17 protein-coding genes are annotated in these 26,574 nt (G+C 74.3%); 5 read left to right on the forward strand and 12 right to left on the reverse strand.

From position 1 onward, the window contains the following. Nucleotides 1–583 precede the first annotated feature (583 nt). The 4 genes from ACFU6K_RS03905 to ACFU6K_RS03920 all read left to right on the forward strand — a co-directional run bounded on the left by ACFU6K_RS03905 (nucleotide 584) and on the right by ACFU6K_RS03920 (nucleotide 4,166). A complete protein-coding gene (locus ACFU6K_RS03905) occupies nucleotides 584–1,630 on the forward strand; it encodes a cytochrome P450 (RefSeq protein WP_380660727.1) in 1,047 nt (348 codons plus the stop codon). Between the two features lie 68 nt (nucleotides 1,631–1,698). Next, nucleotides 1,699–2,766: a JmjC domain-containing protein gene (locus tag ACFU6K_RS03910; protein ID WP_380660729.1), complete on the forward strand. Its 1,068-nt coding sequence runs from the start codon at nucleotides 1,699–1,701 to the stop codon at nucleotides 2,764–2,766. Nucleotides 2,767–2,889: 123 nt separating this feature from the next. Further along, nucleotides 2,890–3,258 (forward strand): BlaI/MecI/CopY family transcriptional regulator, encoded by a 369-nt coding sequence (locus tag ACFU6K_RS03915; protein ID WP_380660746.1) that lies wholly within the window; start codon nucleotides 2,890–2,892, stop codon nucleotides 3,256–3,258. Next, on the forward strand, nucleotides 3,255–4,166 hold the full coding sequence (locus ACFU6K_RS03920; protein ID WP_380660730.1) for a M56 family metallopeptidase: 912 nt from the start codon (nucleotides 3,255–3,257) through the stop codon (nucleotides 4,164–4,166). The genes ACFU6K_RS03915 and ACFU6K_RS03920 overlap by 4 nt, the downstream gene beginning before the upstream one ends. Nucleotides 4,167–4,227: 61 nt before the next feature. On the opposite strand, the gene ACFU6K_RS03925 is transcribed toward ACFU6K_RS03920, so the two are convergent. The 12 genes from ACFU6K_RS03925 to ACFU6K_RS03980 form a co-directional block, all read right to left on the reverse strand. Next, nucleotides 4,228–5,061: an MOSC domain-containing protein gene (locus ACFU6K_RS03925; protein ID WP_380660731.1), complete on the reverse strand. Its 834-nt coding sequence runs from the start codon at nucleotides 5,059–5,061 to the stop codon at nucleotides 4,228–4,230. After that, nucleotides 5,046–6,710 (reverse strand): (2,3-dihydroxybenzoyl)adenylate synthase, encoded by a 1,665-nt coding sequence (locus tag ACFU6K_RS03930; RefSeq protein WP_380660732.1) that lies wholly within the window; start codon nucleotides 6,708–6,710, stop codon nucleotides 5,046–5,048. Before ACFU6K_RS03930 ends, ACFU6K_RS03925 begins: the two co-directional genes overlap by 16 nt. A 50-nt stretch (nucleotides 6,711–6,760) precedes the next feature. Beyond that, on the reverse strand, nucleotides 6,761–8,089 hold the full coding sequence (locus tag ACFU6K_RS03935; protein ID WP_380660733.1) for a salicylate synthase: 1,329 nt from the start codon (nucleotides 8,087–8,089) through the stop codon (nucleotides 6,761–6,763). Between the two features lie 121 nt (nucleotides 8,090–8,210). Then, a complete protein-coding gene (locus ACFU6K_RS03940) occupies nucleotides 8,211–8,975 on the reverse strand; it encodes a thioesterase II family protein (protein ID WP_380660734.1) in 765 nt (254 codons plus the stop codon). Then, a complete protein-coding gene (locus ACFU6K_RS03945) occupies nucleotides 8,972–10,672 on the reverse strand; it encodes a condensation domain-containing protein (RefSeq protein WP_380660735.1) in 1,701 nt (566 codons plus the stop codon). Before ACFU6K_RS03945 ends, ACFU6K_RS03940 begins: the two co-directional genes overlap by 4 nt. Beyond that, nucleotides 10,669–11,124 carry a type II toxin-antitoxin system RatA family toxin gene (locus tag ACFU6K_RS03950; protein ID WP_380660737.1) on the reverse strand — a complete coding sequence of 152 codons (456 nt, stop codon included), beginning with the start codon at nucleotides 11,122–11,124 and terminating at the stop codon, nucleotides 10,669–10,671. Before ACFU6K_RS03950 ends, ACFU6K_RS03945 begins: the two co-directional genes overlap by 4 nt. Further along, nucleotides 11,121–12,362 (reverse strand): aspartate aminotransferase family protein, encoded by a 1,242-nt coding sequence (locus ACFU6K_RS03955; RefSeq protein ID WP_380660738.1) that lies wholly within the window; start codon nucleotides 12,360–12,362, stop codon nucleotides 11,121–11,123. Before ACFU6K_RS03955 ends, ACFU6K_RS03950 begins: the two co-directional genes overlap by 4 nt. Beyond that, complete coding sequence (locus ACFU6K_RS03960) at nucleotides 12,359–13,429, reverse strand: SDR family oxidoreductase (RefSeq protein ID WP_380660739.1); 1,071 nt, start codon at nucleotides 13,427–13,429, stop codon at nucleotides 12,359–12,361. The genes ACFU6K_RS03955 and ACFU6K_RS03960 overlap by 4 nt, the downstream gene beginning before the upstream one ends. Nucleotides 13,430–13,436: 7 nt before the next feature. Further along, a complete protein-coding gene (locus ACFU6K_RS03965) occupies nucleotides 13,437–14,564 on the reverse strand; it encodes an acyl-CoA dehydrogenase (protein ID WP_380660741.1) in 1,128 nt (375 codons plus the stop codon). A 68-nt stretch (nucleotides 14,565–14,632) separates the two neighbouring features. Continuing rightward, nucleotides 14,633–18,640, reverse strand: a complete 4,008-nt coding sequence (locus tag ACFU6K_RS03970; RefSeq protein ID WP_380660742.1) for an amino acid adenylation domain-containing protein — start codon at nucleotides 18,638–18,640, stop codon at nucleotides 14,633–14,635. Next, nucleotides 18,637–22,242, reverse strand: a complete 3,606-nt coding sequence (locus tag ACFU6K_RS03975; protein ID WP_380660743.1) for an amino acid adenylation domain-containing protein — start codon at nucleotides 22,240–22,242, stop codon at nucleotides 18,637–18,639. Before ACFU6K_RS03975 ends, ACFU6K_RS03970 begins: the two co-directional genes overlap by 4 nt. Before the next feature lie 205 nt (nucleotides 22,243–22,447). Further along, nucleotides 22,448–24,697: an MMPL family transporter gene (locus tag ACFU6K_RS03980; RefSeq protein WP_380660744.1), complete on the reverse strand. Its 2,250-nt coding sequence runs from the start codon at nucleotides 24,695–24,697 to the stop codon at nucleotides 22,448–22,450. Nucleotides 24,698–25,115: 418 nt separating this feature from the next. On the opposite strand from ACFU6K_RS03980, the gene ACFU6K_RS03985 reads away from it, so the two are divergent. Then, entirely contained in the window at nucleotides 25,116–26,543 is a 1,428-nt protein-coding gene (locus tag ACFU6K_RS03985) for an MFS transporter (RefSeq protein ID WP_380660745.1), read from the forward strand. Nucleotides 26,544–26,574: the final 31 nt, after the last annotated feature.

Here is a 26,574-nt window from a genome sequence, read left to right on the forward strand (position 1 = left end):
GCCTACAACTGACACCGACGCCCCACGACCGACCGACTGCCGCAGGCAGCAGGGCCCCGCGACTTCGCGGGGCCCTTTCGCTTTCCCGTTCCGAACCCCCCCGCCGGGGATATCCAGGGGTTATAACGATTCGGCCATCGAATAGGCCGTCAACACCCCGTAAGAGATCGCATATTCCTCTGCCGAGGGGGTGTCCGGACGGCGAAGTTTCAGTTAGTGTCCATGAACAGATCAACCGGTTCGGCCTCCGGCAACGGAATGCCGAACATTTCTGACGGCTCGGGTGCGGCATTCTCGCCGGACCCGCCAATCCCCGGAATGGAGAGTTAGTCATGAAGATGGTCAAGGCGCTCGTCAAGAAGTTCAAGAAGAACGACGACCTCGCGAACCACGCGTGGGTGCTGCACGTTATCTAACGTGCCCAGCCGTCGGTGGGGGGCCCGGGTCGGCCGCGCCCCCCGCCGGCGCCACGGCGCGTCCGGGGTTCCTCCGCGCGCCACAGCGCGTCCGGGATTCCTCCGCGCGCCGTGTCGAACACACTGACCTGCCATTTCGCATTGGAGGCCGGATTCCCGTGGAAGAAATGGCGACGGCAACCGCGCACAGCCATTCCCTCGTGTTCGCCCCGAGGATTCAGGAGCTGCTGGCCAGGGACGAGAAGGTGTTCCGGATCGACCCGGCGAAGGTCGGCGTCTCGGACTCCCGACTGATGGCCGAAATCGTCGCGGCCCGCCCCGTCCTCTCCACCGAGCGCTCCGTCTACAAGCCCGCCGCCGGCTCCGACATCCCCCACGACAGCGCGACGCGCACCATCCGCGCCCTGGGGCGGGACGCCATGGCGGGCATCCGGAAGCCACCGCCCCCGGCACGCGGCATGGCCGGCTCCTGGCCCTACGCGGGCACCTCCTACCTGCGCCGCTGGCTGTTCTCCGACGACCCGCTGCCGGTCTCCCTGCTGTCGAAGCGCGGCGTCACCCGCTCCGACACCCTCTCCCGGCTCGTCGACCGCGCCGTCACCGCCTGGCCCGGCCCCGCCGGCCAGGACGGGGGCACCGCCCTGGCCGGGCTGATCCGCGGCGCCGACGAGCCGCTGGAGCGCAAGCAGGCCATCGCGATGTACCGGCGGGCGACGGCCACCCTCTGCGACGGCGTGGCCGCCCTGACCGGCAACGCCCTGTGGCTCATGGGACCGGAACGGGACCGGCCGGAGTGCCGCGCCGAGCTCACCGACATCCTCTGGGAGACGCTGCGCCTGCTCCCGCCCGCCTGGATGCTGTACCGCAACGGCGGCGCGGCGTACACCGAACTCCACCCCGAGATCCGGCCCGAGGACGACGTCGCGCTCTTCCCGCTGCTGATGCACCGCCACCCCGACTACTGGTCCGACCCGCTGGACTTCCGCCCCGAGCGCTGGGACGGCGTCGCGGACCCGGAGAAGACGCCCGGGTTCATGCCCTTCGGCTTCGACGGCGCCCGCTGCTGGGCCAAGCACCTGATCGTGCCGCTGGCCGAGCAGCTGCTGACCGCGGCGCTGGACAACCGGCTGGTCGTCCACAGCCCGCGGCAGGACGCGCAGGTGCCGCTGCGCTCCCTGCTCGCCGTACGGTTCGAGGCTCGGGTCCGGGCCTGACGCCCCGGCGCCGCCTCCGTCACACCCCCGCCGCCCCGGAAGACCCCTGACACACCACGGGACACACCATGGAATCGCCCACACTGGCCGACTGGGTCGGCGACGTCGACGGCTTCACCGGCCGCCAGTGGCAGCGCGAGCCCGCGCTCTTCCCCCGGAAGGCCCCGGAGGCGCCCACCGCGTCCGCCGCGTCCGCCGCACCCGCCTCGCCCGCCTCGCCGTTCGACCTCGACGAACTCGACGCCGCCTTCGACGGCGGGCTGCTGCGCACGCCCTACCTGGAGATGGTCCGCTCCGACAAGGTGACCATCCCGCCCGAGGCCTTCACCACCTCGCGCACCGTCAACGGCACGGCGCACCACGGCTTCGCCGACCGCGCGAAGGTGCTCGCCCAGCTGCGCCGCGGGGCGACGCTGCTGCTGCGCTGCGTCGACCAGTGGCACCGGCCGACCGGCGAGCTGGTGGCGCGGCTGTCCGAGGAACTCGACCGGCGGGTGGAGGCCTTCTTCTTCGTCACCCCGGCCGGCGCCCAGGGCCTCGCCGTGCACCGCGACGACGCCGACGTGTTCGTCCTCCAGGCCGCCGGACGCAAGACCTGGTACGTCCACGACGCGCCGACGACGGCGGACTGGCGGCTCGGCGAACTCCCCGAGGACGAGCGCTCCCCGCTGCGCCTGCACGGCGTCCTCGAACCCGGCGGCGTGCTCTACGTCCCGCGCGGCTTCGCCCACCGGGCGGTCGGCGCCGGGGGCCTGTCCGCCCACCTGTCGCTGACCGTCCGCGACCTCTCCGTCCAGGACCTGCGCACCGCCCTGGAAGGGCGGTTGGCCGAAGGCCTCGGCCTGCCGGCCCGCCCGCTCGGCGAGACCGCGATCACCGACGCCTGCGCCGCCCTGCTCGCCCACGCCCGGGCGAGGCTCGACGCGCTCGGGCCGGAGGACCTCCTGCACGCCGCCCGCGCCGCCCGAACCGGCACCCCTCACGGCCCGACGACCCCGGCCGAGTCCGCGGAGACCCTCGCCGAGGCCGCCCGCACCTGGCAGTCCGCCACCCCCGCCGACGGCCGCCCCGGCCTCGCCTCCGTCGGCCGCACCTGGCGCCGCCTGCGCGGCGCGGCCGGCGCCGCGGCCGAGTAGCCGGCGGCGGCGACAGACGGCAACGGTGCGTCAGGGCGGGAATCGCGCCCCCTTCAAGGGGCGAACCACACCGTCTACGATGAGCGCCGGAGAGTGCGGGCCGAGGAGAGGAAGGCAGTGAGCGTGCGACGGCTGGGGGAACTGGAGGCGGAGATCATGGATCGCCTTTGGAGCTGGGGCCGCCCGGCGACCGTCCGCGAACTCGTCGACGACCTGAACCGGGCCCGCCCGCTCGCGTACACCACCGTGATGACCGTGGCCGACGTCCTGCACGGCAAGGGCATGGTGCGCCGGGAGAAGGACGGCCGGGCCTGGCTCTACGAGCCGACCCGCACCCGGGAGTCGTACACCGCGGCCCTGATGCAGGACGCCCTCGCCGCCACCACCGACCGCTCCGGCGCCCTGGCCCACTTCGTCGGCCAGATCACCCCGGACGAGCAGGACGCCCTCCGGCGCGCGCTGCGCTCGCTCACCGGCGACGACCAGGAGTGATCGGGCCCCTCGTGCTGGCCGGGTACTCGGTGCTGATCGGCTGCCTCGTGCCGTTCCTGCTCGCCCGGGCGCAGTGGCCGCTGCGCTCCCCCAGGACGGCGCTGCTGCTCTGGCAGGCGCTGATGGTGTCGTTCGTCGTCTCCGTCGCGCTGACCTGGTACCACCTCACCCCCACCGGCCGGCACCTGCACGGCGTCCTCGGCGCGGCCGAGCGCTGGGTGAACGACCCGGGCCCGGTCGCCGACGGCGCCCCCGCCGGCGGCGCGGAGGGCCTGGCGCTGCTGGCCCCGATCGGCCTGACCCTGCTCTGGCCGGCCGCCTGGTTCGCCGTGCTCGGCGTCTCGGCCCACCGGCGCCGGCGGCGCCACGCCGACCTGCTGGACCTGGTCGGCCGGCCCGCACCCGAGCTGGGCGCCGTGGTCCTCGACCACGCCGTCCCGGCCGCCTACTGCCTGCCCGGCCGGTCCGCCCGCGTCGTCCTGACCAGTGCGGCCGTACGGTCCCTGACCGCCGACCAGCTGCGGGCGCTGCTGGCCCACGAGCGCGCGCACCTGGCCGGCCGCCACCACCTGGTCGCGGCGGCCACCGAGGCGTTCGGCCGTGCGTACCGGATCGTGCCGCTGGCCCGGGCCTCGCGCGAACGCACCGCCGTCCTGCTGGAGATGGTCTGCGACGACCACGCCGTGCGCAGCACCTCCGCCCGGACGCTGGCGGGCGCGATGTGCGAGGTCGCGACGGGCGGCGCGCCGCAGTCGGCGTTCGCGGCCGGCGGCGCGGCCGTGCTGGCCCGCGTCCGGCGGCTGCTGCGGCCCGCCGCGCCGCTCCACCCGGCGGCCCGGTGCGCCATCCTGCTGCTCGGCGTCGGCGCCGCCCTGCTCCCCTACTTCGTGACCTGCGGGCCGGTGTGACCTGCGGACCGGTATGACCTGCGGACCGGCCTGACCCCGGGGCCGGTCCGCCCGGCCGCGCTCAGTGCAGCAGCACGGCGTCCCCGCGCGCGATCCGGCCGGGGACGAGCACCCGGGCGTGCACGCCCGCGCAGGGGTGCGGGCCCATGCCCGCCAGCGGCTCGACCCGGTTGTGCCGCGCGGGGACCCGCAGGGCCTCCGGGTCCCGGGGCAGTACGCCGTGGGCGAGGGTCGGCACGGCGCAGCGCGGGGTGGGGACGGTGATCCGCAGGCGCAGCCGCGGGCCGACCGTCAGGTCCCGGCCGATCCAGCCGTTCTCGACGAAGCCGCTGCCGCCCTCGGTGCGGATCACCACGTTCGGCCGGTAGCGCTGGACCTCGACGGTCCCGCGCGGGCTCAGTTCGCCGATCCGGTCGAGGGTGGCGGTGGTGAGCAGGTGGAGCGGGGAGTGGTCGAAGAACGTGCCGGCGGGCAGCCCGACGGCGTGGACCGCGACATCGGCGGCCGGTCCCGCGTGCAGGACCTCCTCGGGGTCGGCGCGGTCGAGCGAGGCGCCCGGCGGCGGCTCGGCGGTCAGGGTGACGGGGCGTCCGACGAACTCCACCAGCGCGTCCGGGTCGAGTTCCGCGCCGTCCGGGCCGGTGATGCGGACGCCGTCCTCCGTCGTCGCCGCCGAGAGCGTGAGCAGCCGCCGCCACAGGCGGGGGTTCTTCGCGCTGGCGACCTTGCCGGTCCGCGGGTCGAGCAGGGCGAACCGCCGGTCCCCGTCGACGCCGCGTTCGGTGACGTCGGCTGCGGACAGGTCCTCCCCGAGCATCGACTTGACCGGGTAGCGCCGGAGCGCGCCCACCGTGCCGATCCGTCGTCCCGTGCCTGCCGCTACGGCGTCGGACACGGGGCGTCCCCTTCCGACGGCCGCGCCGGGCCGCCCACCAGGGCCGCGATCCGCTCGGTCAGCGCCCGTTTGTCGACCTTCCCCACCGTGGTGAGCGGCAGCGCGTCGACGCACTCCAGGCGGTCGGGCAGCTTGTAGGTGGCGAGGCCCCGGGAGACGAGGAAGTCGACCGCCTCGGCGTGGCTCAGCCCGCTGTCCCGGGTGACGGCGAACACGCAGATCCGCTCGCCGAAGTCCGGGTCCGGCATCGGGACGACGGCGGCCTGGCGCACGGCCGGGTGGGCCAGCAGTTCGTTCTCCAGCTCCTCGGCCGCCACCTTCTCGCCGCCCTTGTTGATGACCTCCTTGGTGCGGCCCAGGGCGACGACGTGGCCGGTCGGGAGCAGCCGTACCAGGTCGCCGGTGCGGTAGAAGCCGTCCGGGGTGAAGGCGGTGGCGTTGTGGTCCCCGGCCCGGTAGTAGCCGCGCAGGGTGTACGGGCCGCGGGTCAGCAGCTGTCCGACCGCTCCCGGCGGCACGTCGAGGCCGTCCTCGTCCACCACCCTGAGCTCGTCGGCCGGGGACAGCGGTAGGCCCTGGGTGGTGGCGACGAGCTCGTCCGGGTCGTCGAGCCGGGTGTAGTTGAGCAGTCCCTCGCCCATCCCGAAGACCTGCTGGAGCCGGCAGCCCAGGCTCCCCCGCACCCGGCGGGCGGCCTCGGCCGGGAGCTTGGCGCCGCCGGCCTGGAGCAGGCGGAGCGTGGACAGGTCGTCGTCCAGCCAGTCCACGGCCTGCATCCAGAGCAGGGCCAGCGGCGGCACCAGCGCCGTCATGGTCACGCCCTCCCGCGCGATGAGCGCGAAGGCCTGGTCCGGGCTCGGGTCGGTGGTGAGCACCACCCGGCCGCCGGCGTGCAGGGTGCCGAGCACGCCCGGGCAGCCGAGCGCGAAGTTGTGCGCGACCGGCAGGGCGGCCAGGTAGACGGTGTCGCGGTCCAGCCCGCAGAGTTCGGCGCTGGCGCGGAGGTTGTAGGCGTAGTCGGTGTGCGTCCGGGGGATGAGCTTCGGCTGCCCGGTGGTGCCGCCGGAGAGCAGGAAGAACGCCACGTCCTCGGCGTGCGGCGGCTCCGGCACCGGCTCCGGGAGCGCGTCGTCCCGTACCTCCAGGTCCGCCAGGGGGACGAACTCGGCCGCGTCGCCCGCCACGACGACGTGCCGGAGGCCCGGCACCGCCCGCCTGACCCGGCGCGCCAGCTCCCGGTAGTCGAAGCCGAGGTCCTGGTCGGCGACGACGTAGGCACTCGCCCCGGTCAGCGCGCTCAGCGCGGCGATCTCGTGCTCGCGGTGGGCGGGCAGCGCCAGCACCGGCAGCGCGCCGATCCGGCAAAGGGCGAAGAACATCGGCAGGAACTCGACCACGTTGGGCAGTTGGAGGACGACCTTGTCCCCCGGGCCGATGCCGAGGCGGTGCAGCCCGCCGGTCAGCCGGTGCGCCCAGGCGTCCAGTTCCCGGTACGTCACCCGCCGCTCGCCGGCGGTGACGGCCACGCTGTCCCCGTAGGCCTGCGCCCAGCCGGTGAGCAGGCCGCCGATGGTGACGTCCTGCCAGTAGCCCTCCTCCCGGTACTTCCGCCTCAGTTCCTCGGGCCAGGGCACGAATCCCGCAAGCATCTGTTCGGCTCCCTCTCGTCGCTGGTCTGTCGGGTCGTCGCGGGTCGTGCCTACGGGCGGTCCGCCGGGGCGGCGGCGATCACGTGGGGGGCCACGCTGGAGAGCTTCTCGCGGGTCTCCTCCAGTTCCCGGGCCGGGACGGAGTCCGCGACGATGCCGGCGCCGGCGCGCAGCCAGGCCCGGCCGTCCTGCTCGTAGAGCGCGCGCAGGACCAGCGCCGCGTCCATCGAACCGTCGCTGGAGGCGGTGAGGACGGCTCCGGAGTACAGCCCGCGCGGGCCGGGCTCCAGCCGGACGATCCGGTCGTAGGCGGCCTCCTTGGGCACACCGGACGCGGTGATCGCGGGGAAGAGCGCCTCCAGCGCGTCCCAGGCGGTCTTCTCCGGGGCCAGCCGTCCGACCACCCGTGAGCCGAGGTGCTGGACGCTGCCGCGCGGCTTGACGCTCATGAAGTCGCTGACCGCCACCGTGTCGGGGTCGCAGACCGTGAGCAGCTCCTCGTGGCCCAGCTTCACCGAGATGGCGTGCTCGTAGATCTCCTTGGCGTCGGTGAGCAGTTGCTCCCGCAGCCGGGCGTCCTGCTCCGCGCCGAGGCCGTACGCCCTGGTCCCGGCCAGGGGCTGGGTGGAGACGGTGCCGGCGGCGTCGACCTCGACCACCGTCTCGGGGCTGAAGCCCATCGCCCGCCAGCCGCCCAGGTCGAGCAGGAAGGAGCGGGCGGGGGTGTTGCGGCGGCGGCCGTGCAGGTAGGTCGCCGGGATGTCGACGGGCCCGGCGATCGGCACCGGCCGGGAGAGGATCACCTTCCGCAGCTCGCCGCGCCGGATGTCGTCCACCGCGACGGCGACGGCCTTCTGGTACATCTCCGCCCCGTACGCGTCGACCGGGACCGGGGTCGGCACGGCGTCCTCCCCGGGCCGCGGGGCCTCCAGGACCGCGCGGACCAGCTCGGCGGAGCCCGGTTCGGCCGCCCGGACCAGGGCCCGGTCGGCCCTCAGCCGGACCTCGGTCCGGGGCACGATCAGGTGGAGCAGCGGGGTGCCGGACGGTGCCTCGGCCCGGCGGCGGGCCAGGAAGCTGAGCTCGAAGGCCGCCCATCCGTAGACGTTCCAGTCGGTGATCGGCAGCCGCCCGAGGGCTGACGCCACCTGGGCGAGCGGGCGGGTCCCCAGCGGTTCGACCGTCTCCTCGCCGCCCCAGCGGACTCTGAGTTCGTCGGCGTCGAGGACGAGTTCGCCGAGCGCGCCGCCGGCGTAACACCACTCCTGGTCGCGCTCGTAGACGACGTGGCGGTCGAAGAGCTCCGCGCGGGCCAGGGCGGTGGCGGCGACCAGCGGGTCGAACCGGCCGGTGAGCGTGGTGTGCTGGTACGGGTTCATGCGGTGCCTCGTTTCCGGTGCCCGTGCGGGCACGCAGTGGCGGGAAGCCGGTGCCCGTGCGGGCACGCAGTGGCGGGAAGCCGGTGCCCACGGGGGCACGCAGTGGCGGGGAGGTAGTGGGCTACCGGGGGGACGGGAGCAGCCGGGCGGTGACCAGCCGGGCGATCCCGGCGGTGTGCTCGCCGAGGAAGAAGTGCCCGCCGGGAAAGACCTCCAGGGTGCAGCGGCCGGTGGTGTGGCGCTTCCAGTCGCCGGCTTCGGTGACGGTCGTCCTGGGGTCGTCGGCGCCGGTCAGGACCGTGACCGGGCAGCTGGGCTCCCGGCCCGGCCGGTGCCGGTAGGTCTCGATCGCCCGGTAGTCGCGGCGGATGCCGGGCAGCAGCAGCCGCATCACGTCCGGATCGTCCAGCAGTTCGGGGCCGGTGCCGCCCAGTTCCCTCAGTTCGGCCACCAGCTCCTGGTCGCTCTTCAGGTGCACGGTCTCCTCGCGGATCCGGCAGGGGGCCCGGCGGCCGGAGACGATCAGCGCGACGGGCGGTGCGCCGACCTCGTGCTCCAGCCGCCTGGCCGCCTCGTAGGCCAGGACGGCGCCCATGCTGTGGCCGAACAGCGCCAGGGGGCGCTCGTCGAGCAGCGGCACCAGGGCCCGGACGATCCCGTCGGTGAGGTCCTCGATGTCGTCGAGCCCCGGCTCGGCCCTGCGGTCCTGACGGCCCGGGTACTGCACGGCGAGCGTCTCCACCGCCGGGGCGAGCGCTTCGGAGAGCGGGAACCAGAAGCCGGCCGCACCGCCGGCGTGCGGGAGGCAGACCAGCCGGACCGGGGCGTCCTCGGCGGGGTGGAACCGCTTCGTCCAGCGGGACCCGGTCGCGACGGCGGCGGTCACCGGGCGGCCCCCGCCGTCACCTCGGCGGTGGCCCCGGCGGTGGCCTCGGCAGCGCCCTCGGCGGTGGCCCCGGCGGGCCGGTCCCACCGGTCGTCGGCGGCGCCGAGCCGGTTCAGCAGGTCCCGGTAGGCCCCCAGCATGGCGTCCAGCAGGCCCGGGGGAAAGAGCTCGTCGACGGCGTCCCAGGCGAGCAGCACCGAGTCGTCCGTCCGGTACACCTGGTGGTCGAGCCAGACCTGGGGCGTCTGGGAGAGCATCCAGGTCAGCTCGCCCAGCTCGGCGCGGAACTCCGGGCCGACGAAGTCGGAGCCCAGGTTGCAGGCGAAGACGACGGGGGCGCCGACCCGTCGGCCGCCGTTGGCCCGGCGGAGGTCCCGCAGGACGTTCAGGGTGGAGTACTGGGCGTGCGAGGCGTTCCGCTGGACCTGCCGCTGGAGCTCCCGGACCCGTTCGGCGAAGGGGACCTGCCGGCGCAGGTCCACGTTCAGCAGGACGAGGTTGGTGAAGTCGGCCACCAGCTCGCCGACCGCCGGGTGCAGCGGCTGGCGGTCGAAGAGCGGCACGTTGAGCAGGAAGTTCCGCTCCGCGCTCCAGGCGCCCAGGACCTCCGCGTAGGCGGTGGCGAGCACCATGGCCGGGGTGAGGCCGCGTGCCCGGGCCCGGTCGGTGATGCGCTCCCACTCCTGGGCGCCGAGCACGAAGGCGCGCCGGGAGAAGCAGGTCCCGGTGAGCTCCTCGGGCTGCTTCGCGAGCGGCAACTTCGGTCCGCTGGTGGGTAGTTCGGGTATCAGGTCGGCCCAGTACGCCCGGGCGTCGGCGGCCGGGCTGCCGGGGGTGGCGGGGTCTCCGCACCAGGCCCGGTGGTCCTCCAGGTACTGCGCGAAGCCGTAGTCGGGGGCGGGGGCCGGCCGGTCCGGGGCGCGGTAGGCCCGGGCGAGGTCGGTGAGCAGCACCTCGATGCTGGCGACGTCCGCGACCAGCAGGTCGATGTTGGCGTGGAGCCTGGTCCGGCCGGCGGGCAGCAGCGAGAGCCGTACGTCGAACACCTCGCCGGCGGCGACGTCGAGGCGGCGGTGGGACAGCCCGGCCCGGACCGCCGCCAGGCCCTGGTCGAGCTCCGCCCCCTCGGCCGCGCGGAGGTCGTGCACGGTGAGGCCGGCCCAGGGGCTGTGGTCGAGGACCTGCTGCCGTCCGTCGTCGAGGAACCGGGTGCGCAGCATCCCGTGCCGGGCGGCGACCCGGCGCACGGCCGCCTCCAGACGGTCCGGGTGCACGGCGGCACCGTCGAACTCCAGGTAGGCGTGGCAGCCGACCCCGCCGAGGGTCATCTCGTCACCGCGTCCGATCCAGTAGGCCCGCTGGACCGGGGTGAGGTCGAACGCGGCCCGGGCGTCCACCACCCGGCGGGCCGGCCGGGCCGCCGTGGCCCCGGCCGCGGCGGCCGGACGCTCCGTCAGCAGCGCGTGCCAGCCCTCGACGGTGGGGTTCTCGGCCAGCTTCTGGAAGCTGACGTCCGCCCCGGCGCGGCGCCAGCCGCCCGCCAGCCGCATCATGCGGATGGAGTCCATCCCGTGGCGGATCAGGTTGTCCGCCTCGGGGATCGTGTCGGCGGCCACGCCGAGCAGGTCGGCCACCGTGTGCCGGACGTCCTCCCGCGACAGGTCGCGCGGGCTCGGCAGGCCGCGCGGGCCGGTCACGCCGGGCCGCCGAAGGTGGTCGCCGGGCCGTTCAGTCCGGCCAGGATGCGCTGGAGGTTCTCGACCAGGGTGCGCTCGGCGATCGGGTCGAGGATCGCGGCCAGGCTGGCCATGCCCAGGTCGAACTCGGCGTCGAACCGGATGACCACCCGGCCGTCGGCCTGCTCGACCCGCCAGGTGCCGTCGAAGGACGCGAAGTCCCCGGTGGTCTGGGCGAAGGTGATGGATCGGGTGGCGGGGTCGATGACCTCGTTCTCGGACCACCGCATGACGCCGTTACGGAAGTTGACCGCCCACTCCGAGTCGATGACGCCGTCCTCGCGCTCGGTGACCCGTACCTGCCGGACGGCGTCGGTGAACTCGGGGTAGCGCTCGAAGTCGGCCAGCCGGGCGAAGACCGTGTCGGCGTCGGCGTCGGGGACGAATGCCTCAAGGGTGACCTGTCGCGTCACAGCGTTCCTTCCAGGGTGGTGGCCGCGTCGTCGAAGGCGGTGAGCAGCCAGTCGACGTCGCTCGGGGTGAGGACGGCGGGCGGGGTGAACCGGATCACCCGGTGGGCGTTGAGGCTGTGGTTGACCAGGACGCCGCGGTCGTGGAGTTCCATGACGAAGGCGCCCGCGGTGTGCTCGTCCTTGAACTCGATGCCGATGAGCAGTCCGGCCCCGCGGATCCCGGCGACCAGGCCGGGGCAGCGTTCGGCGACGATCCGGGTCAGGCCGTCGAGCAGGGTGCGGCCGAGCGCGGCGGCGCGCCCGACCAGTCCCTCGGCCGCGATGGTCTCGACGGCGGCGCGGGCGGCGGCCATCGCGATCGGCGAGGCCGCGAAGGTCGAGGTGTGCAGGAACGGGTCGCGGCTGAACGGCTCGTAGGCGGCGTCGGTGGCCACCATGGCCGCGACGGGCACCACCCCGCCGCTCAGACCCTTGCCGACCAGCAGCACGTCGGGGCTGATCCGCTCGCGGTCGGCGCCCCACCAGGTGCCCAGCCGGCCGAGCCCGGTCTGGATCTCGTCCAGCACCAGGAACGCGCCGACGGACCGGCAGAGCCGCTGGACCTCGGCGAGGTAGCCCTCCGGCGGGACGATCACGCCCCCTTCGCCCTGGACGGGTTCGAGGACCACGCAGGTGTCGGCGCCGACCACGCCGGCCAGCGCGGCCGCGTCCCCGTACGGCACGTGCGAGACGTCCGGCAGCAGGGGGCGGAACGGCTCCTGGTAGAGCTCTCTGGCGGTGAGCGAGAGCGCTCCCATGGTCTTGCCGTGGAAGCCCCCGGTGGCCGAGACGAGCCGCCGTTTCCCGTGCGTCCGGGCCAGTTTGACGGCCGCTTCGACGGCCTCGGCACCGGAGTTCACGAAGTGGACCCGGTCGAGGCCGTCGGGTGTGACGGCGGCCAGGGCGGCGGCGGCCAGGGCCGCGGTGGGCTCCAGCAGCAGCCGGGTCGACAGGGGGTGCGTCCGGGCCTGGGCGACCACGGCCTCGACGACGGCGGGGTGGGTGTGCCCGAGGAGGAAGACGCCGTACCCGCCGCAGTCCAGGAAGCGCCGCCCGTCGGCGCCGCGGACGTGCGCGGCGTGCGAGGAGACCTCCTGGTCGCCGCCGGTCAGTTCGGCGAGGCTGGCCCGGCCCTTGCTCAGGTGGCGGCGGTACAGCTCGGGGACGAGCCGGTCCGCCCGCCCGGTGCGCGCGCTCACGCGGCCACCTCGCGGGGGTGGACGAGGCCCTTCACCCGGGCGTAGTGGAGCATGGACGCGGTGAAGGCGTCCTCCAGGTCCCCGCTGGTGAGCCGGGGCGTCCCGGGCACCAGGTGGTAGCTGCTGCGGAACGGCTCTGCGCTCCGGAACAGGGCGGTCATGGCCAGCATGTCGTCGAGCCGGCGCTGCTGCGCCTTCGGCAGCGACGCGATGAAGACCGGACGGATCAGCCGCTCCACCATGTCGGGGGAGACGAAGCGCGGCGCGTCCGGCTCCAGGCCGAACCGCCGGCCCAGGTCCAGGCCCAGTTCGACGATCCGCTCGGCCGTCGGGGCGGCCTCGCCGCCGGTCACCCAGTACTCCCCGCCGGTCGTCCCCGCCCGGACCAGCCCGACGATCACATCGGCGACCAGGTCCTGCGGGACGAAGTCGATCCGGGCGTCCGGCTGGAGCGGGAGCATCGGGAGCGCGCCCCGCAGCAGGGCGCCGGCGATCGCGTGCAGCCCCTGGAACCGCGAGATCCGTCCGGTGACGGCGTCGCCGATCACGACCGAGGGCCGGATCACGTTCGCGGCCGCGCCGGAGTCCAGGACGGCCCGTTCGGCGAGGCGCTTGCTGTCCAGGTAGACCTCGGGCCGGGCGCCGCCGCCCCCGTCCCGGGCGAGGTCGTGACGGGCCACGAAGGCGGTGCTGACGTGCTGTAGCGTCGCCCCCGCCCGTCGGGCGAACGCCAGGACGGCCGCGCTGCCGCGCACGTTCAGGTCGTTGGTCGGGCCCGCGTCGACGCTGAACCCGGTGACGGCGGCGCAGTGCACCACCGCGTCGACGCGGTCGGCGAGGTCCTCGTACACCGCCGGGTCGAGACCGAGGTACGGACGGGTCAGGTCGCCGCGGAGGCCCACCACCCGGGGGCCGGAGACCGGCTTGCGGTGGGTGAGGCAGACGACGGTGCGGTCGGTCAGCCGTTCCAGTACGGCCTGGCCGACGACGCCGCTCGCTCCGGTGAGCAGGACGACGGGACCGGACTTCGCGGTGGCGGTCACGGTGGCGGTCACAGTGGCAGTCATCGGGCCCTCAGCCGACGCGCAGCGGTCGGCCGGCGAAGTGGTCGCACAGCTGCCCGGACATGTGGGTGCGGGACGGCGGGTGGAACATCAGGCCGGCGCAGGCCGCGGTCAGGTACGCCGCGTCGCCCGACCCGATGTAGGACATGCCGCCGAGCAGTTCCACCGCCTTGCGGTTGATCCGGCCGATGGCGTCCTGCACGGCGTAGCGCACGCACAGGACCCGGGCGAGCACGTCCGGGCCGCGCTCCCCGGCCTCCACGGCCCGGGCGACGCCCTCCAGCATGGCCATGGCGGCCTCGGCCTCGACCGCCAGCGCCGCGCGCTCGACGGCGTCCGCCCTCCCGGCCTCCAGCACGCCCTCCACCAGGGCGCTCGCCGCGCCCAGGTAGGTGGCGGTGACCAGGAGTTCGAACCAGATGAACCCGCTGGTCTGGAGCTCGTCGGGCTGCTGGTCCGCGGTGTTCCCGGTCATGACGACGAGCCGGCCGGGCACCTCGACGTCCTTGAGGACCACCTCGTCACTCTCGGCGCCGGCCAGCACGAAGTTGTTCCAGAACGGCCGGACCTCCAGCCCGGGGCTGTCCACCGGGACGACCACGACGGCCATCCGGTCGCGGCCGTCCTCGCCGGTGACCGCCACCGAGGCGGTGAGCAGGTCCATCGAGCGCGACAGCGAGCACGGCTTCTTGGAGCCGGTCACCCGCAGGCCGTCCCCGTGCGGCACCGCGCGCAGCGTCGGGGAGAGGATGGCCGCCCCGCTGCGGCCCTCGGCGAAGCCGGAGGCGACCAGCAGCCGGCCGGTCGCGATGCCCTCCAGCAGCATCCACTCCCAGCCGTCGCCGAGGCCGGCCTCGGCCAGGCTGGCGACGGAGAAGTGGTGCATGGTCGTGGCGATCCCGAGCGAGGGCGACCGGGCGCCGATCGCCCGCTGGACGCGGACCGCCTCCAGCGGGGTGGCGCCGTCGCCGCCCTGCTCCGTCGGGATCAGCAGGCCCGTGCCGCCGGCGGCCTTGAACAGGGCCAGCGCCGGGTTGCCGGGCCGCTCCAGATCCGCGAGCGGGATCCGGGCGAGATCGTCGTCGAGACCGGGCATGAACCGCTGAAGCGTCGCCCGTTCGGTTGCCAAAAACCGCATGGTGAAGTTCCCCGTGTGTCGTGGTGGTTCGGCTCGACCGGGACCATCCGGTCGAGAGGAGGGGCCGGCTACCGCTGGGTGCGCGGTTCCCCGAGCCAGGCCGTGAGGCGGTCGGCGATCGCCGCGGGGCGGTCGCCGGCGACGATCGAGTAGTGGTCCTCGTCCCAGCGCTCCACGTCGAGCCGGGGGCAGACGTCCTGCCAGGCCGGGACCGGGTCGGTGCGGTCGACCGCACCGGCCACGAGGAGGAGCGCGGGCACGTCGGACTTGTCCGCCCGGTAGCGGCCCAGGGCGGCCAGGTTGTGCGCGTGGACGCGCATCAGCAGCTCGTACTGGTGCACGTCCGTCCCGGCGGGCAGCCACCCGTGGGCGACCGACACCTGGGCCGCGGTCCGCGTCAGCGCGGCGGGCGGTGTCGCCAGGACGGCGGTGCGCGCCGCCTCGGGCAGGCGTCCGCCGGCGAGGTCGCCGAGGAACTCCAGGTGCCGGGCCGCCTCGGTGGCGGTCTCCCGGGCCTCGGTGAGATCGCTGTCGATCATGAAGACCCGGACCTCGTGGCCCTGTTCGGCTAGCTGTCGGCCGACCTCGTGGGCGAGCACCCCGCCCATCGACCAGCCGCCCAGCAGGTACGGTCCCCCGACCGACACCTGCTGGAGCTCCTCGCGGTAGGCCGCCGCCATCGTCTCCACGTCGGGATCGAGGACGGCGGTGGTGCCCCGGGCCAGCGCCCGGCTCTGGAAGGCGTGGACCGGGCCGGGCCAGGACCGGGCCAGCGCGGTGTAGCCGCTCACCGAGCCGCCCACCGGGTGGAACAGGAACAGTTCCCGGCCCGCGGTCCCGGCCGCGCCCGCGGCACCGGGCCCGGCCGCGCCGCCGGCCAGCACGACCCGGCAGCCGGCCGGGCGCTCGTGCTCCGCGACGCGCGCGGCCAGCGCCCGTACCGTCGCGGCCTCGAAGACCTGGCCGAACTGCAGCTCGACCCCCAGCTCGGCGCGGATCCGGTTGATCAGCCGCAGCGCGAGCAGCGAGTTGCCGCCCAGCGCGAAGAAGTCGTCCTCCGGCGCGACCGAGGGCAGTTCGAGCAGTTCGGCCCAGAGCGCGCGGAGCCGGTCCACCAGCTCGCCCCCGGTGCCCTCCGCCGCGGCCCCGGTCCGCCCGTCGGGCGGGGCCTGGGCGGCGAGCGCGGCCAGCGCCCCGGCGACGTCCACCTTGCCGTTGGGCGTCAGCGGCAGCCGCTCCAGGACGTGGACCCGACCGGGGACCAGGTAGTGCGGGAGCCGCGTCCGCAGGTGGGCGAGGACCGTCCGGCCGTCGAGCGCCTCGCCCTCGTGCGGGACGACGAGCGCCACCAGGCGCCGCTGCCCGCCCGGCGTGGCCTCGCCGCTGACCGCGCACTCCCGCACCGCGGGGTGTTCCCGGATCGCGCTCTCCACCTCCCCCGGTTCGACCCGGAAGCCCTGGATCTTGAGCTGACGGTCCTCCCGGCCGAGGAACTCGATGGTGCCGTCCGGTCGGTAGCAGCCGAGGTCGCCCGTCAGGTACAGGCGTTCGCCGCTCCCGGGGTGCCGGACGAACCGCTCGGCGGTGCGCCGCTCGTCGCGCCAGTAGCCCCGGCTGAGCCCGACGCCGCCGATGAGGATCCGGCCGACCGCCCACGGCGGACGGAGGTCCAGCCGGTGGTCGAGCACCCGCATGGTCTGGTTGCGCAGCGGGACCCCGTACGGGATGCTCCGCCAGGCGGGGTCGACCCGGTCGGCCTCGTGGATGTTCGACCAGATCGAGGCCTCCGTGGCGCCGCCCATCGCGATCACCCGGGTGTCCGGGAAGCCCGACCGAAGCCGGTCGGGCAGCTCGGTGGGGATCCAGTCACCGCTCATCAGGAAGGCGCGCACCGGAGGCCGGCCGGCCTCCGGCCGCTGCTCGACGACCTCGGCCAGCATCTGGGCCAGCGCGGGCACCGAGTTCCACACCGTCGCGCCGTGCCGGACGGCGGCCCGCGCCCAGCCGAGCGGGTCGGGGCGGCGGCTCGCCTCCGGGAGCACCAGGGCCGCGCCCGCGGCGAGCGCGCCGAAGACGTCCCAGACGGAGAGGTCGAAGCTCAGCGAGGAGATGCCGAAGACCCGGTCCTCGGGGGTGAGTCCGAGGCGCTGGTTGATGTCCTGGACGGTGTTGACCGCCGCCCGGTGCTCGATCATGACGCCCTTGGGCAGGCCGGTCGAGCCCGAGGTGTGGATGACGTACGCCAGGTCGCCCGGGTCTCCGACCCGGGCGCAGGTCCGGCCCGCCGTCGGTTCGAGGCCGTCCACCGGGAGCAGCGGGCGCTCGCCGAGCGCGCCGAGGCGCTGCTCGTCGCGGGACCGCACGAGCGCGACCCGTGCGGAGCAGGCCGCCAGCAGGTGGGCGATCCGTTCGTCGGGCAGGTCGGCGTCGACGGGGCAGTACGCCGCGCCGGCCCGCAGCACGCCCAGGACTGCGACGACCTGCTCCCAGCCCTTCGTCATGACCACCGGGACGAGGTCGCCGCGGCCGACGCCCTGGGCGCCCAGCCAGCAGGCCACCGCCCGGGAGCGGGCCTCCAGTTCGCCGTACGTGACCGTCCGGTGGGCGGTCAGGACGGCGGGGGCGGCCGGGCGCAGGGCCGCCTGCCGCAGGAAGCCGTCCTCCAGGCGCTCGTCCGGCGGGGCCGCGACGGGCCCGTTCAGCGCGGCGACCCGGGCGTGGTGCCCGGCGGACACCGGGTCCGGCGCGGCCGCCGCCCCGGCGGGCCCGGCCAGCTCGTCCAGCATCCGCCCGTACGCCTCGAACATGAGGTCGGGCAGGCCGGGCGGGAAGGCCTCGTCGACGACGTCCCAGACGCAGTCCACCCCGCCGTCGGCCCCGTCGTGGAGCTGGTTGTCCACCAGCACCTGGGGGGTGCGCAGATCGCTGGCCACCTCGCGGCAGGCCAGCCGGTCCCGGCCCCCGCCGGCCGGCGGCGGTCCGTCCGCCGTACCGGCCTTCAGCATGCTGGTGAAGACGTACGGCAGCGCGGCGCGGGACGTCCAGCCGCGGCGGGCGGCCAGCTCGCGGGTGATCCGCACCCCGGCCACGTCGGCGTTCTGCAGGTCCTGCCAGACCTGGCGCTGGAGCCGCCGGGCCCGCTCCCAGAAGTCACCGGACTGCCCCAGGTCCACCTCCAGCGGGAGGGTGGCGCCGAACTGGCCCAGCACGCCCGCCATGTGGGGCCGGGAGGTCGCCCAGTTCTGGTGCAGCAGGTTCAGGCTGAAGTGCGGGGCGGCCGCCCACGCGCCGAGCACCTCGGCGAACACGTGGCAGAGCGCGGTGGTCGGCAGCACCCGGTGCTGCCGGAAGGCGGCGGACAGCCGCTGCCACTGCTCCCGGGTCAGCCGGTGGGTGCGGCGGGTGAAGCGCACCGTCCCGATGGCCGCCGGCTGGACGGAGAGCGGCAGCCGGGGGGCGTCCGGCAGCCGGTCGAGGCGCTCCTCCCAGTACTGCCACTGCTGCCGGTACTCCGGGCTGTCCTCGTGCGCGAGCAGCTCCAGCCGGCAGTCCCGGTAGGTCCGCGCCGGGGCGGGCGGCTCGGCGGCGGGATCGTGGTAGTACGCCCGCCACTCGTCCATGACCTGGCGGATCCCCCGGCCGTCCAGCAGCAGCAGGCTCATCGCGAGGTGCACCCGGACCCGGTGCGGCCGCAGGCGGTTCACGGCGATCGCGAACAGCGGCCAGCGGGTGGGGTCCACGCCCTCGCGGCACATCCGCTCCCTGGTCCGGAGCAGCTCAGCCTGCCGCGCGGCCTCGTCGAGGCCGGTCAGGTCCGTCACGGCGAGCCGGACGGGCCGGATCCGGTCGTCCGTCAGCACCCGCTGGGCGCCGGCGTCCTCGACCACGGTCCGCAGGTGGTCGTGCCGGCGCAGCAGCCGGTTCAGCGCGTCCTCGGCCCGGGCCAGGTCCGCGTTGACCAGGTCCAGTTCGACGTAGTAGCTCGGCAGGAAGCCGCCGAGTTCGACCAGCCTGGAGGCGCCGACCAGGTAGGCCTCCTGGAGCGGGGTCAGCGGGAAGGGGTCGTGACGGGTCACCGGGCCGCCTCCGGGCGGGCGTCCAGCACGGCGGCGAGTTCCGCGATCGTCGGGGCCTGGAACAGCAGGTCGACGGCCTCGTCACCGCTCTGCCGGATGCCGAGCTCGGTCCGCAGCCGGCCGATGACGCGCACCGCGTGCAGCGAGTCGCCGCCCAGGTCGAAGAAGTTGTCCTCGACGCCGAAGTCGTCGCGGCCCAGCGCGTCGGTCCACATCTCCAGCAGCAGCCGCTGCAGCGCCGTGCGCGGCGCCGCCCGGTCCTCCGGGGCGCGCTCGCGCCAGGGCGAGGGCAGGGCCGACCGGTCGACCTTGCCGTTCGCGCTCAGCGGCAGCCGGTCGAGGACCACGTAGTGGTGCGGAACCATGTACTCGGGCAGCAGGTCGCCCAGCACCTTGGCCAGGGCGGCCGGGTCCAGGGCCTCCCGGCCGGAGGGCGAGCCCGCGACCAGCACGTGCTGGGCCAGCGCGCGTACGGCCGGCCCGCCGTCGGGGACGGCGGCGAACCGGGTGAAGCCGACGGCCGCCAGCTGCTCCTGCCACTCGGGCACCGAGAGCAGGGTGGCCCCGCGCTGGTCCTGGTAGTTCCCGAAGCCTTCCAGGAAGGCGAAACTGATCATGTTCAGCGGCGAGTTGACGGTGCCCTCGATCAGGACCAGCAGTCCGCCGGGGGCGAGCAGGCCCCGGACGGTGTCCAGGGTCCGTCCCAGGTCCTTCGCGTCGTGCAGGACGTTGGCCGCCACGATGACGTCGGCGCTGCCGGGCGCCAGTCCCTGGGCGGCCGGCTCGCCGTCGATGTCGAACAGGCCGTAGTCGACGAAGGGGTAGCCGTCCTCGTAGCGCCGGCGGGCCGAGGTGGTGAAGGCCGTGGAGAGGTCGGTGAAGCGGTACCGGACGCGGTCGGCGGGCAGCACGGGAAGGATCGCGTCGCTCGTGGAGCCGGTACCCGCGCCCAGTTCGAGGATCCGGACCTTCCGGTCCGCGGGGAACCGCTCCACGAAGGAGCGCACCGCCGAGGCGGCGATCCGGTTCTGCAGCCGGGCGGCCGGGTTCGCGGCGTACAGCGCCTCGGTCACCCGCCAGTCGCCGTCGGGGAGCAGCAGTCGGAGCGGCCGGACCCTGCCCTGGAGCATCGGGACCTGCTGCTCGACGCAGTCGGTGAAGTAGTCCAGCAGGACCCGGTCGGGCCCGGAGACCGTGAACCCGGCCAGCTCGGCGGCGATCCGGCGGTCCAGGGCGTCCGCGTCGAAGGGCCGCTCGGCGCGGTAGCGACCGGGCTCCCCGGTGGCGCTCAGCAGCCCCTCGGCGGCGAGGACGGCGAGCCACTGGGCGACCAGGCCGCGGTAGGCCGGACGCAGTCCGTTGCGGGCGGTGATCTCGTCGGCGGTGGCGGTGGCGTCCCCGGTGGTGAAGGCGCCGAGCCGGGCGAGGCTGCGGGCCATGACCGACGGAGCGAGCGCCTCCAGCCGCTGCCAGAGGTGCTCGAAGGTCGCGATGGCGGGGGCGAGTTCGCCGACTGCCTGCCGCAGCTCGGCCTCCCCGGCGGCCGACGCGGCGGACCAGGCCGCCCCGTCGTCCGGGGTGGCGGCCGGCTCGGTGCGCTCCTCCGGCAGGACGTACGCGACGAGCTGTCGGCGGTCGGTGGCAGGGTTGGTGTCGACCGTGAGGAGCGCCTCGCCCACGCCGGGCCGGCGGCGCAGGACGGCCGCGATCTCGTCGAGTTCGATCCGGTACCCGTTGAGCTTGACCTGGGTGTCCTCCCGGCCGAGGAACTCGATGTCGCCTCCGGGCAGGTAGCGGCCGAGGTCGCCGGTCCGGTAGAGGTACTCGCCGGTCACGGGGTGGACGATGAACCGCTCGCCGGTCCTGACCGGGTCGGCCCAGTAGCCCTTCGCCACGCCGGTGCCGCCGATGTGGATCTCCCCGGTGGTCCACACCGGGCACGGGTCGAGCCGACCGTCGAGCACGTGGAGCGTCTGGTTCGCCAGCGGCTTGCCGTAGGGGATGCGGCTCCAGTGCGGCGGGACCTCGCCGATGGGGTAGCCGACCGACCAGATGGACGCCTCGGTCGCGCCGCCGAGGCTGACGACCTGCGCCCCGGGGTGGGCGGCGCGGACCGCGTCCGGCAGCGAGACGGGTATCCAGTCGCCGCTGAGCAGGACCACCCGCACGGTCGACGGCGCTGGGGCCGGAGCGGCGGCGGGGACGGGGGCGTCCAGCCAGACCCGCATCAGGGCGGGGACGGAGTTCCAGACGGTGACGCCGTGCCGCTCGACCAGCGCGGACCAGTGCTCGGGGTCGTGGGCCCGACCCGGCGCGGGCACCACCACGGTGGCTCCGGCGGCCAGCGTGCCGAAGACGTCGTAGACGGAGAGGTCGAAGCTCAGCGAGGACAGGGCGAGCACCCGGTCGTCGGGCCCGACCCCAAAGCGCCGGTTGATGTCCTGGACGGTGTTGGCCGCCCCCCGGTGGTCGATCACCACGCCCTTGGGCCGGCCGGTGGAGCCGGAGGTGAAGATGACGTAGGCCAGGTCCTCCGGCGCGGGGCCGGTGGGGAGCGGCCCCGCGTCCGCCTCGCGGACCTCGGCGTCGTCCGGGGTGACCAGCCGGACGCCGGTGGGCCAGGCGAGTTCGTCGCGCAGCCGGGGGGTGGTGACCACGGTCCGGACGCCGCCCTGCTCCATCACCTGGGCCCGGCGCGCGGCCGGCCACTGCGGGTCGATCGGCAGGTAGGCGGCCCCGGAGAGGGTGACGCCGAGGACGGCGGGCACCTGGGCCCGGCTCCTCTCGACGACGACGCCGACCAGGCTGCCGGGCGTCGCGTCGAGGGCGGTCAGCCGGCGGGCGAGGCGCCGGGCGTCGGCCACGACCTCGCCGTAGGTGGACTGTCCGTCGTCCGCGATGACGGCGACGGCGTCCGGCCGCTCGGCGGCCCGGTCCTCGACCAGCCGGCCGAGGGTGGTGACGGGGAGGTCGGCGGCGGTGCTGTTGGCGGCGGCGCGTTCGGCGCTCTGCCAGGCCGGCAGCGTGGTGAGGCGAGCCCGGCTGTCCCAGGCGCCGTCCTCGGCCGCCAGCCGGTCGAAGGCGGCGGCGCAGGCCGACAGCAGGTCGGCCGGCAGGCCGTCGGGCAGCGGCTCCTCCCGGACGTCCCAGGTGAGGACGAGCTCGCCCGCCTCCTCGGTGGCCTTCCAGATCGGACGACATCGTTCCCGCTCGCCCGGCTCCGGCACCGGCTCGCCGGCCCGGGCCTCGTCGAGCTGGTGCTGGAGACGCTGCGCGCGGGCCGCGAAGGAGTCGTCGGGGAGTGCGTCGAAGGCGAGCGGGAGTTCCGTCGCCCGGCCGGGCAGCACCAGGTCGAGCGTGAAGTCGGCCCGCGGGGCCCACTGGCGCAGGACGTCGGCCCAGGCGGTGATCAGGACGGCGGCCGGGGCGAGCCCCCGGCGCTCCGCCTCGCGGCGGACGGTCGTCCAGGCCGCCCGTCCGACCCGCCCCCGGTGGGCCGTGGACGCCGCCTGTGCCGGGCCCGCCGCCGGGTGCGGCGCGACCGGCAGTTCGGGGGCCGTCGCCCGGTTCGGGATCCGCAGTCCGATTCCCTCGCCGGGCATTTCTCTGAGCAGGTTCCGCACCATTTCGAATTCTCCCCGTGATGACGCTATTCGAAATCTTCAAATGTGAGTTCCGGGCGGCCCGGAATGGTCTGGAATTTCTATGGCCGGAACCCTAGCCGGGCCCCGGGTCGACGTCAAACAATTTCACCTGACGGTTCACCGGTACGGGCGGGTCCCACGATCGGGAACCGCCCGTACCCGATCAGCCCAGGCGCTCGGCCGGCTCGCGGCCCGGAACCGGCGTCGACCGTCCGCGGTATTCCTCCGGAACCTCCCCGGAATGCTCGCTCAGGCCGAACCGGTCGTGCAGTCGGCGCAGCGGCCCGGGCGCCCACCAGTTCGCCCGCCCGGCCAGCCGCATGAAGGCGGGCACGAGCAGGCCGCGCACCAGGGTCGCGTCGACGACGACCGCCAGGGCCAGGCCGACACCGAGCAGCTTGAGCAGCGTGAGCCCGGAGGAGGCGAAGGTGACGAACACCGTGCCGATCAGCAGGGCACCCGCACTCATCACCCGCCCCGTCTTCTCCAGGCCGAGCGCGACGGAGTGCGTGCTGTCCCCGCTCCGCAGGTATTCCTCGCGAATTCTGGAGAGCAGGAAGACTTCATAGTCCATGGACAGCCCGAACGCGATGCAGAACATCAGCACGGGCATCGTCGCGTCGATCATTCCGGTGGTTGTGAAATCACCGACGAGCCATTTCAGGTGACCGTCCTGGAAGACGTAGACCATTGAGCCAAAAGTAGCCGTCAGGCTCAGCAGGTTCAAGAGGATCGCCTTCACCGGAATGAGTACGCTTCCGGTGAACAGGAAGAGCAGCACGAAAGTCGTCACCGCGATGATGAGCAGCGCCAACGGCAGGGTGCCGCCGGTGGCGTGCGTGGTGTCCACCAGTTGCGCGGCCTGCCCGCCGACCCGGGCGGGGACGGGCGCCCCGTCCGCGGTGCGCACGGCCGCCACGAGCGCGCGGCCCTGCCGGGAGTACGGCTCGACGGACGACACGACCGACAGCCGGCTGCCCGCCCGGGCGGTGAACCGCTTCGACGCGTCCGTCGGCGGCGCGACCAGCCGGCCGCCGGCGTAGGAGCCGGTCAGGGTGTCCACCCGCTGGACCCCTGGCAGCGCCGACAGCCGCTCGGCGTACGGCGGGAGCGCCTGCGCGGCCTCGGCCTCGGGCAGCCCGGGCAGGACGACCGGGATCGGGTTGGTCTCCCCCAGGTCGAAGTGGTCCCGCAGGTACTGGGCCGCCTGCCGGGCCGGCGAGGACGCGGGCAGCACCCGGTCGTCCGCGAGGCTGAACGAGGCCGACAGGAACGGACTGCCGAGCAGGAGCAGCAGTCCGGCGACCACGGTCATGACGGGCACCGGACGCCGCATCACGCCCAGCGCCAGGCGGCGCCAGAAGCCGCTCGGCGTGCGCCGCCTGAACCGCCCGAACACGTCGAAGCGGTTCACCCGGTGGCCGAGCACGGCGAGCAGGGCGGGCAGCGCGACCACCGAGGTGAGCGCCGCCACCAGGACCACCGCGATGCCGCCGTAGGCGATCGAGCGGAAGAAGTACATCGGGAAGACCAGCAGCGCCGAGAGCGAGAGGGCCACGGTGAGACCGGAGAACAGGACGGTCAGGCCCGCCGTCCGCACCGTGGTCCGGACGGCCTGGCCGACGTCCGCGCCGGCGGCCAGCTCGTCGCGGAACCTGCTGATCACGAACAGGCTGTAGTCGATGGCGAGTCCGAGCCCCAGCGCCGTGGTCACGTTGAGCGCGAAGACCGACACGGGGGTGAGCTCGGTGAGCAGTTGCAGGACGGCGGTGGTGAAGACCACCGAGATCCCCCCGACGAGCAGCGGCACGAGCGCGGCGGCGAGGCTGCCGAAGACGACCACCAGCAGGACCAACGTGATCGGGGCGACGATCAGTTCGGCACGCAGGAGGTCGTCGGCCGACACCCGCTCGACCTCGACGTAGGTCTGCGCGATCCCGGTGAACCGCAGGTCCAGCCGGTCGTCGCCGAGCCGGGGGACGATCCGTTTCGCCTCGGCCTGGTAGGTGCCCTCGTTCCCGCCGAGCCGGACCAGGACCAGGCCGCCGGCCCCGTCCTTCGAACGCAGCGACGCCGGCCGGCCGGACGTCCAGTAGGAGTCGGCCGAGACGACGCCGTCGAACGAGCGGATCCGGTCGACGAGACCGGTCGCGGCGGCCACGACGGCGGGGTCCTCCAGACCCTTGCCGTCACGCCCGGAGGCGATGACGACGAGGTTCGGCGCCCCGGTGCCGAAGTCCCTGGCCAGGGCGTCGTCCACCCGCATCGACTCCGACGACGGGTCCTGGAAGCCGCCGTTGGCCAGGTGCTGCTGGACGCCCGCCCCGTAGAACGCCGCCAGTGCGGCGACGAACACGGTGAGCGCGAGGATCAGTCCTCTCCTGGCCACGGCCAGTCTGGCGATGACGTTCACGAAGCTCCTTCACAAGGACGCGGCCCCACGATCTGGGGCGGCTCTGCAGACCCGGGCTGGGATGCGCCCAGGCGACGGAGAGTCCTCAAGAGCCCTACCGGACAACGGATGTGTCGTCGCGTCAGGTCGATGGCGCCACCGGCTGACCATCAAGTCGAACACAATGTCCAACTTAACTACTATGACGCATAGGGTCAAGGGTCCACCTGCGCACCGGGACCGCCGGACGGGCGCGGGGGCGGACACGCGGACGGGCCCAGGAGCAGGCCGATGCACCCCCCTGGCGCCAGGGGCGGACTCGGACGGACTCGGACGGACTCTCCGAGCGGAGACAGTAACTCATACAGGACTGTTCAACTTAGCCGTTCTGCGGTATCCCTTAACTCATACACCGTTGTCTGAGATAGGGGTTGTCCCGATGGCTCACGCTGCCCACACCACGTCAGAGGACCATCCGCAGGCCGAACTCGACCCGCGCCGCTGGCTGCTGCTCACCCTGCTCTGCCTGTCCCAGTTCATGCTGATCGTGGACGTGACCGTGATCAACGTCGCGCTGCCCAGCATCGGCGAGGACCTCGGCCTCAGCCGCGAGACCCTGACCTGGGCCGTCACCGCCTACACCCTCTGCTTCGGCGGCCTGATGCTCCTGGGTGGCCGGCTGGCCGACGCCTTCGGCGCCCGGCGCCTGCTGGTGACCGGCCTGGTCCTGTTCACCGCGGCCTCCCTGGTGGTCGGGCTCGCCGGGAACGCGACCGTGCTGATCGGCGGGCGGCTCGCGCAGGGCGTCGGCGCGGCGCTGCTGTCGCCGGCCGCCCTGGCCACGATCACCCGCACCTTCCACGGCGCCGAGCGACACAAGGCCCTGGGCATCTGGGCCACCCTCGGCGGCATCGGCTTCGCGGTCGGCGCGATGCTCGGCGGTGTGCTCACCGCGGGCCCCGGGTGGAACTGGGCCTTCTTCATCAACGTCCCGGTCGGGCTGGGCATCCTCGCCGTGGCCCCCCGGCTCGTCCCCGCCCCGACCGCCTCGGCCGCCCACGGCGACCGCCGGATCGACCTGCCGGGCGCGGTCCTCGTCACCACGGCGACCGGGTCGCTCATCTACGGCCTGATCAAGGCCGGTGACGCGGGCTGGGGTTCGACCGCCACCCTGCTGCCACTGATCGGCGCCGTGGCGCTCTACGCCGCCTTCACCCTGATCGAGCGGAAGACCGCCTCCCCGCTGATGGACCTGCGCATCCTCGCCAAGCGCCCGGTCGCCGCCGGCTCGTTCCTGATGCTGATCGCCACCGGCCTGCTGCTCGGCTACGTCTTCCTCGGCTCCCTCTACCTCCAGAACGTGCGCGGACTGTCCGCCCTGTCCACCGGGGCCCTGCTGCTGCCCGTCGCCGTCGCGACCGCGATCGGCGCCCACCTCGCGGCGCACCTCATCGGCCACGCCGGCGCCCGTCTGGTCGCGGCCGGCGGACTGCTCGTCTCGGCCTCCGGGAGCCTCGTGCTGTCCCTGGCCGGCGGCACCGTGGGCGTCATCGTCGGACTGGTCATCGGAGCCGTCGGCATCATCCCCGTCTTCGTCTCCGCGACCACCACGGCGCTCGGCTTCATCTCCCACCACGAGGCCGGGATCGCGTCCGGGGTCGTCAACACCTTCCACGAGGTCGGCGGAACCATCGGCGCCGCGACCGTCTCGACCGTCGCGGCGGTCGGCATCGCGCAGCACACCGACGCCGGGTTCCCCGCCGCCTACACCACGCTGGCCGCGGTCGCGGCGGTGGCGGCGCTGATCGGGCTGCTGGTCGTCCCCCGTGGCAAGGCCGATATGCCCGAAGGCGTCCACGTCCACTGAGAGGAAGAGGAACCGCCCACGGTATTTAGAC

Source organism: Kitasatospora sp. NPDC057512, from assembly GCF_042802135.1.
Classification (GTDB): Bacteria; Actinomycetota; Actinomycetes; order Streptomycetales; family Streptomycetaceae; genus Kitasatospora.